Below are 6,601 nucleotides of genomic sequence, written 5' to 3'. Positions count from 1 at the left end.
GCACGATCTCAACTTCACGCAGCTTGCCGATGATCTCTTCCGGCTTGTGCTTCTTGCTCGGCATTCAATGTCCCTTTCGCGGTCCAGACTATCATAGTCTCTGGGCCACTCAGCGGGGGGCAGATCAAGGGTCGATGGTGCTGTATCGGGTCTCACACGGCCGGACGTTGCATTGACTTGAAGCGGCCTTGGCAGCGCATCCTATAAGCTTTCACAAATCGTCCGTCCCTACGGCGCCTCGCGGGACACCGCCATCGGGTCGGCTGGAGAGCATCATCGCTGGCGATGCGAGCTTACGGCATTTCAAGTCTCGAAAAGGTACCGTCGCGCAACATGGTGTGCATGATGACGGTGAGGCGGCGGGCTAGTGCGACCGGGCTTTCTCGGGAAAGAACGGCCGCACTCGCTCGATCTGTTCGTCCGTCAGCCAAAGCAGGACGTTCAATCCGGTCTTCTTGCCGAGCCTGGATCTGATCGCCACGCTGACATCATTGGGTCTCGATCCAAAGCCCAACAAGTTCGTCCGCTCCGATAGCGTTTAGCGCAGATTGCCGTTCTTCCTTCCATTCCAACGAGAGGATCGACGCTCCTTGCGCGAGGCGGGCGGTGCCACCGTCAGAACCGCAGCCGCAACTCGGCCAGCAGTGTCCGCGGCTCGCCGGGGAAGCTGCCGCTCTGCAACGTGAAACCGGATGCGGCGTAGCGCTTGTCAAACAGGTTATCGACACGCAGCATTAACTCCGCAATGCCCAGCGACTTGGTCAGCGACGCATCGAAGATCATGTATGGCTGCACGTCCTGCCCCGACAGGTTGATCCGCCGCGAGAGATACTCGCCGCCGATGCCGATCGCCGCGCCGATCGGGGCGACCTGGTAGCGCGTCCAGAAGCCGAGCTGATGCTGCGGCGCGTTGGCGAAGCGGTCGCCGACCGCGTTGGTCAGCGACTGACCGGCGACCGTTCCGGTGATGCGGGTGTCGTTATAAGCGTAGTTGGCTAGCAGTACCCAGTTCGGGGTCACGTCCGTGGCGAGGTCGATCTCGAAACCCTTGCTCGTCACCTCGCCGAGGGGGCGGAGCTGGTCCACGCCGTTGACCGGGGACAGGTTAGGATCGACCTGCAGCATGTTGCGCCGGACGATGCGATAGACTGCGGCATTGGCCTGCAATCGGCCGCCCATCAGCACCGACTTCACGCCGCCCTCGATCTGATTGCCGGTGACCGGGGCGAAGGGGCCGCCCGCGTTGGTATCCTGGCTGGCGGGGGCCTGCGGTTCGAAGCTGCCCGACCAGCTCGCATAGAGCGACACGTCGGGACGCGGCTTGAGGATCGCACCGCCGCGATAGGTGAAGCGACCGGCGCTATATGCCAAGCTCGTCACGCGCCCGGCTCTGCTGGTCGCCGCTCCGTCGTCGAACATGTCGTAGCGCACGCCACCGACCAGCAGCAGCGCGTCGGTGATCCCGATCTGGTCCTGCAGATAGGCGCCCTTGCGCTTGGTACGGATGTCGCTCGTATCGAAGGCCAGGGCCGCAGCGGCCGCGACGTCGCGGGCGGCATAGCTATAGACCGGCTTGCTAAGGCTCAGTGATGTGACGCCGCTGCGCAGGATGCGAGAAAGGAGGACGCTCGTCTCGTCGTACCAGTCGCCGCCCGCCTGGAACTTGTGCGCCATGCCGGCAATCTCGACCTTGGCGGTGCTGTTGATCATGAAGGACAGGCCCTCGACGTCGCGGATCTGGTCGCGGAACTCGCGCGCGATCAGGTCGGTGCTGCCTTTCACGAACCCGCGCGGCTCGTGATATTGCTGCGTCTCGGTCGCCTTGAAATATCGCACGCCGGCATCGAACGTCACCGCCTCCCCGATGGCGGTAGCATAGCGCGCCTGATAGGCCTGCGACTTGAGGTGGAGGAAGTCGGTCGGCTCGTTGGCGTTCCAGCGAATGTCGCCGAGGAAATTGCCCTTGTCGTCCACCGGCACTCCGCGCAGGCGGTTGGCACGAAGAAAATTGTCGTAGATCGTCGCCTGCACCGTCAAAATGCCATCCGTGTTGGTGCGGAACGACAGCCCACCATCGCCGATCAGTGAGGTGTTCTTCATGTTGTAGCGGAACGGCTTCATCGCTTCGTAGAAGCCGCCGAGGCGATAGGTGACCACACCGTCCGTATCGATCCGACCCGTCGCTTCCGAGGAAATACCGGCTCGATCGTAGCTGCCGAGCGTCGCGACGGTGCGCAGCGCGGGCGTCTCTTTCGGCGTCTTCAACACATAGTTGATGATACCGCCGGGCGAGCCGGGTCCGAAGAACAGGCCCGCTGGCCCCTTCAGCACCTCGACACGGCTGATCGTGAACAGTTGCGGCACCGAGAAGCCGATAAAGGGATTGCCGCGCTGGCCATCGTAGAAGGACTGGTCCTGCCGGAAGCCGCGGAAGGTTGTGCCAGCGTAGCTGAAGGCGCTGATGCCGGAGATGTTGCGATAGATGTCGGTTACGTCGCGCGCCCCCTGATCGGTGAACAGGTCGGCGTTGATGACCTGCAACGCCTGAGGGATGTTGAGGGGGTCTTCGGCGGCCTTGCCCACGGTCGTTGTGTCGACCCGATACAGATGCTGCGCCCGGCCGGTGACGATGATGTCGCCGGGCGGCAGGCCATCGTCGGCGATCCCCGACATGTCATTTGCCGCCGTTTGTGCCATGGCCGGCGCGCACGCCATCGCAGCCGCAAACGCAGCCGTTCCCTTCCACCAAATCATGTCCCGCCCCTTTATCGCTATCGACTCGCAATAACGAGAACATGTTTGGGATGCAAGCTTGACCCGTTGAGGTGGGAAGGTGCGCGGTAGAATCCGCTGGCTTCCGCACAGCTTTGATGTCGCCGAAGACCGGCTGGTTCGAACTCATGCCCTCCCTTCGAGAACACGATCCCGCTCAACACGCGTCGATTATCCACATGCGGCTTGCCGTGGTTCCCATCGCGGTTCTAATTTCAGCCCGCCGCAGATCGTCCTTCGGGAGAATTGGAAAGCCGCTACGTCATCACTCACGGACGTTCGCGAGGGGTATCAGTGTCCCGATTGCTGCCGTTCGTTCCCATTGGCACATACCGATTTCGTCAGCATGAATGCCTTATCCACACTCTATTGCCAGGGCCGCCAGCGTCCGAGCGACGGCCGCCTTATCGCGCATTTCTCGTTCGACATTCTGCTGCAGCTCGCTGGCTAACGCGCGAGTGACCTCCCGAGCGTCGGGAAGCATCTGGCCCAGTGCAGCCAGCACCTTGAAGGTACGTATCGCGACTTCTTCTTCCCCTGCACCCTCGCGAATGATCGGCGCAAAGCCCGCTCTGATCAGTTCGTCGATGGATGGGCGGGGCATGTATACAGGCGGCAGGTCGCCGTCCGACACCACTCCATTCGCCGGCAGTTCGTTCAAGGTTCGAAGGATCGCATTCAGAACCTCGATCGCGGTACCAGGATCGTTCGTGGCGGGTGCGAGCGCTCGCGCGGCGATCTCACCCAATGCAATCAGGCCAAGGCGGGGATCGTGGACGAAATCGCGGTGCCGCTCGATCATGAAGGCCTGCGCCAGTTCGTGATCGTGTTCGTCCTCGCGGCCTCCAACCACGTGGAGAAGCGGACGACCCCTGTGTACCAATGTGCCGGGAATGGTCGCCACATGGAGGACGAGGCCAGAGCGCCGAGCCTGTGCCGCGAGACGGTCGAAGTCGATATGCGTCACATAACCGATCGTTTCAGACAGGACCGGTCGTGCGTCGGTCGGAACCGATATCGGCGGTCTACCGCCGCCATGGGGATTGTCGGCGAACGCGACCATGGCCGACCGCGCCGCATCTTCGACCCGGTCTATCACGTCTGACATGCGTCCGAATGCCGCGAGGTGTGCGATCCAGCGTAAAAGGGTAACGACCACCAACGCCACGAGGAGAACGGTGGCGATCAACAGCAGCACACGCCCCTGCCCGCCGTACAACCGCGTCTGCAAGCCGATGATGCCGACGATCGCAAAGATAAACGCGCCGAGAAACGTGGAGAGAGCGTTCTGCGACATGCGATCGGAGATCAGCAATTGCGTGGCACGCGGCGTCGCCAGCTGCGTGGCGGACGAATAAGCGCTGACCATCGCGGTTAGCGAGAAGGTGGTGACGGCCAGCATGGACGAGGCCATGATCTCCAACACGGTGCCGACCGCATTCTGGCCGATGTCGCCGGTGAAATGGTAAGGTACCGCGCGCGCAACGATCCCGGCAAAGGCAGCGACCACCACGCTTGCGGCGCTGATCAGCGCCGCGCGGAACCAGATCTTGCTGGCGGCACGCCGAACGAGCCAGCCGATGCGAGCCTTGGATATCACCGGGCCTCCTATCCTTTTTTGCAATCGATGCGACCTAAATCGCAGACGATCATTATGGCTCCCTCACCCGGACACGGGCATGGAGATCGATCGAGGTTCGAGGACATGCCATGAAGGATGGACGGAGCGATACGCAAGCGTCCCGCGGTACCTATCCCCGAACGCACCCCGGCCTCACGAACTCGTGCATCGGCGGCATGGGGTAAAATCAGAAGCGGCTGGTTCGCTCGAAAGCCGGGTGAGACCCGATATGTTGCTGATCGATTGCTGCCCCCCTGAGCGTTTCGGATCAGCGCCAGGACGCTCGTTCGCGTGGTGTGTCGTGGGGGTCAATGGATGTAGCTGGATGGGACGGTCGCCGTTCCCATAGGTCCGACTACGGCTGCTTACATTGCCTGAGGAGCGTCCAAGAGAACACCGGAGAGAAAAATAGTGACGGCACGTTCGATAACACGCTGCAATGCGCTATCGACCGGTGGGGCTGACAAGCCAAGAGCGGCGTCGCGCAGGATATCGGCCACGACCATCGAGACCAGCATCATCGCGGTGCCGTCCGGGTCGTCAATGGTCATCCGCCCTACCAAGGCATAGGCGGCAAGTTGGTCGGCGAGCGGCCTGATGCCATAGGTCTTGATTGTTTCGATGTAGATACGAGCGACGTCGGGGAACTGCGCGCCTTCGCTCATGACGAGGCGGTAGGAGGTTATGCCTTCGTCCGAGAAGGCGAGATGGCAGAACGCCGTCAGATAGCCCGTCAACCATTCCCTGGGCGGCGCATCGGGGTTGGGCGGTCCGGCCGTCGCGGCCAGTTCGCCAACCACAGAGCGGATCACCGCGAACAGCAGCGCCTCCTTCGAGGCCACATGTCGATAGATCGTCTTTTTCGACATCATCGCGGCCGTCGCGATCCGCCCGACATTGGCCTTGGAAAAACCGTGACGGCCAAATTCCGCGCGTGCGCTTTCCAAGAGGCGGGGCGGCAGACGGTCGGTCAGAGTCGCTTCATCCATCCTCATCCGATACGCCTATTTCGACAAAAAGAGCACCTTGGAAACCGATGGGTTTCCAACTCCGATGTGGGCTCCTACATAGCGGAGGAGGAGCAAACCGATGGGTCGTCGACACGATCGTCCGAACGCCGGGTCGATCGCCGATGCCGCCGTCATCATCTGGAGGCACTGAACGATGGCCACCATTCCGCAGCCCAAAGGCTATCCCCTGATCGGCAACATTGCCGAGCTCGATCCCAAGGCTCCGGTACAAAGCCTGATGCGCCTGGCGCGCGAACATGGCCCGCTGTTCCGCATCGAGATGTTCGGACGTGGCCTGGTGATCGTGGGCAACCAGGCTTTGACCGAGGAGCTGTGCGACGAGGCCCGCTTCAAAAAGGCGCTGCACCGTCCGTTGCAGGAGGCGCGCTATGTCGGCGGAGACGGCCTGTTCACCGCGCATGACGAGGAGCCGAACTGGGGCAAGGCGCACCGCCTACTTATGCCCGCCTTCGGTCCGCTCGGGCTGCGTTCGATGTTCGACCGCATGTATGACATCGCCGAGCAGATGATGGTGCGGTGGGAGCGGTTCGGCGAGAGCGCCACCATCGACGTGGCCGACAATATGACGCGGCTGACACTCGACACGATCGCGTTGTGCGCTTTCGATTATCGTTTCAACAGCTTCTACCAGGACGCGATGCACCCCTTCGTCGCGGCGATGGTGGGCGCACTTGAGGAATCGGGGCGACGGTCACGGCTGCCGCCGGGCGCGGGCAAGCTGATGCTGCTGCGCAATCGCCGGTTCGAGGCCGATATCAGGATCCTGCGCGACGTCTCCAACCGGCTGATCGAGGAGCGCCGTGGCGATCCACGTCTGGGCGAACGCGGCGACCTGCTGGACCGGATGCTGACGGCGCGGGATCCCGAGACCGGCGAGATGCTGAGCCGCGAGAATATCGGCTATCAGATGATCACCTTTCTGGTGGCCGGGCATGAGACGACCAGCGGGCTGCTCAGCTTCGCCACCTGGCTGCTGCTCACCCATCCCGAGGCGCTCGCCAAGGCGCAGGCCCATGTCGATGCCGTGCTCGGCGGTAACGCACCGACGATTGCTGCGCGACAATCAAGGTGAGAACAGCGCGACAATCTAGATGAGAATGGCGGGGGTGTGTCTGTCGGGACGAGGGGCGAAGCCCCGAGGAGCGACAGACACACCCCCGCAAGCGTCTTTTCTTTT

At 62.3% G+C, this 6,601-nt stretch carries 4 protein-coding genes; 1 reads left to right on the top strand and 3 read right to left on the bottom strand.

Going from position 1 to position 6,601, the window contains the following annotated elements; genetic code table 11:
* Positions 1-615 precede the first annotated feature (615 nt).
* The 3 genes from NZL82_RS19450 to NZL82_RS19440 all read right to left on the bottom strand — a co-directional run bounded on the left by NZL82_RS19450 (position 616) and on the right by NZL82_RS19440 (position 5,388).
* Complete coding sequence (locus NZL82_RS19450) at positions 616-2,673, bottom strand: TonB-dependent siderophore receptor (protein WP_261271350.1); 2,058 nt, start codon at positions 2,671-2,673, stop codon at positions 616-618.
* 454 nt (positions 2,674-3,127) lie between these two features.
* Positions 3,128-4,372, bottom strand: coding sequence for a DUF2254 domain-containing protein (locus NZL82_RS19445; protein WP_261271349.1), 1,245 nt, complete (start codon positions 4,370-4,372; stop codon positions 3,128-3,130).
* Between the two features lie 386 nt (positions 4,373-4,758).
* Complete coding sequence (locus NZL82_RS19440; RefSeq protein ID WP_261271348.1) at positions 4,759-5,388, bottom strand: TetR/AcrR family transcriptional regulator; 630 nt, start codon at positions 5,386-5,388, stop codon at positions 4,759-4,761.
* Positions 5,389-5,557: 169 nt separating this feature from the next.
* Between NZL82_RS19440 and NZL82_RS19435 the strand changes: the two genes are divergently transcribed.
* Positions 5,558-6,496, top strand: a complete 939-nt coding sequence (locus NZL82_RS19435) for a cytochrome P450 (RefSeq protein ID WP_261271347.1) — start codon at positions 5,558-5,560, stop codon at positions 6,494-6,496.
* Positions 6,497-6,601 lie beyond the last annotated feature (105 nt).

It is taken from the genome of Sphingomonas sp. LC-1 (genome assembly GCF_025371035.1).
GTDB lineage: Bacteria > Pseudomonadota > Alphaproteobacteria > Sphingomonadales > Sphingomonadaceae > Sphingomonas > Sphingomonas sanguinis_E.
This window is presented reverse-complemented; position numbering and strand designations above follow the sequence as displayed.

Excerpts from the sequence above, each read along its gene's own strand:
- NZL82_RS19450 (WP_261271350.1), bottom strand. The coding sequence starts at position 2,673 with ATGTCGGGGATCGCCGACGATGGCCTGCCGCCCGGCGACATCATCGTC.
- NZL82_RS19440 (WP_261271348.1), bottom strand. The coding sequence starts at position 5,388 with ATGAGGATGGATGAAGCGACTCTGACCGACCGTCTGCCGCCCCGCCTC.
- NZL82_RS19435 (WP_261271347.1), top strand. The coding sequence starts at position 5,558 with ATGGCCACCATTCCGCAGCCCAAAGGCTATCCCCTGATCGGCAACATT.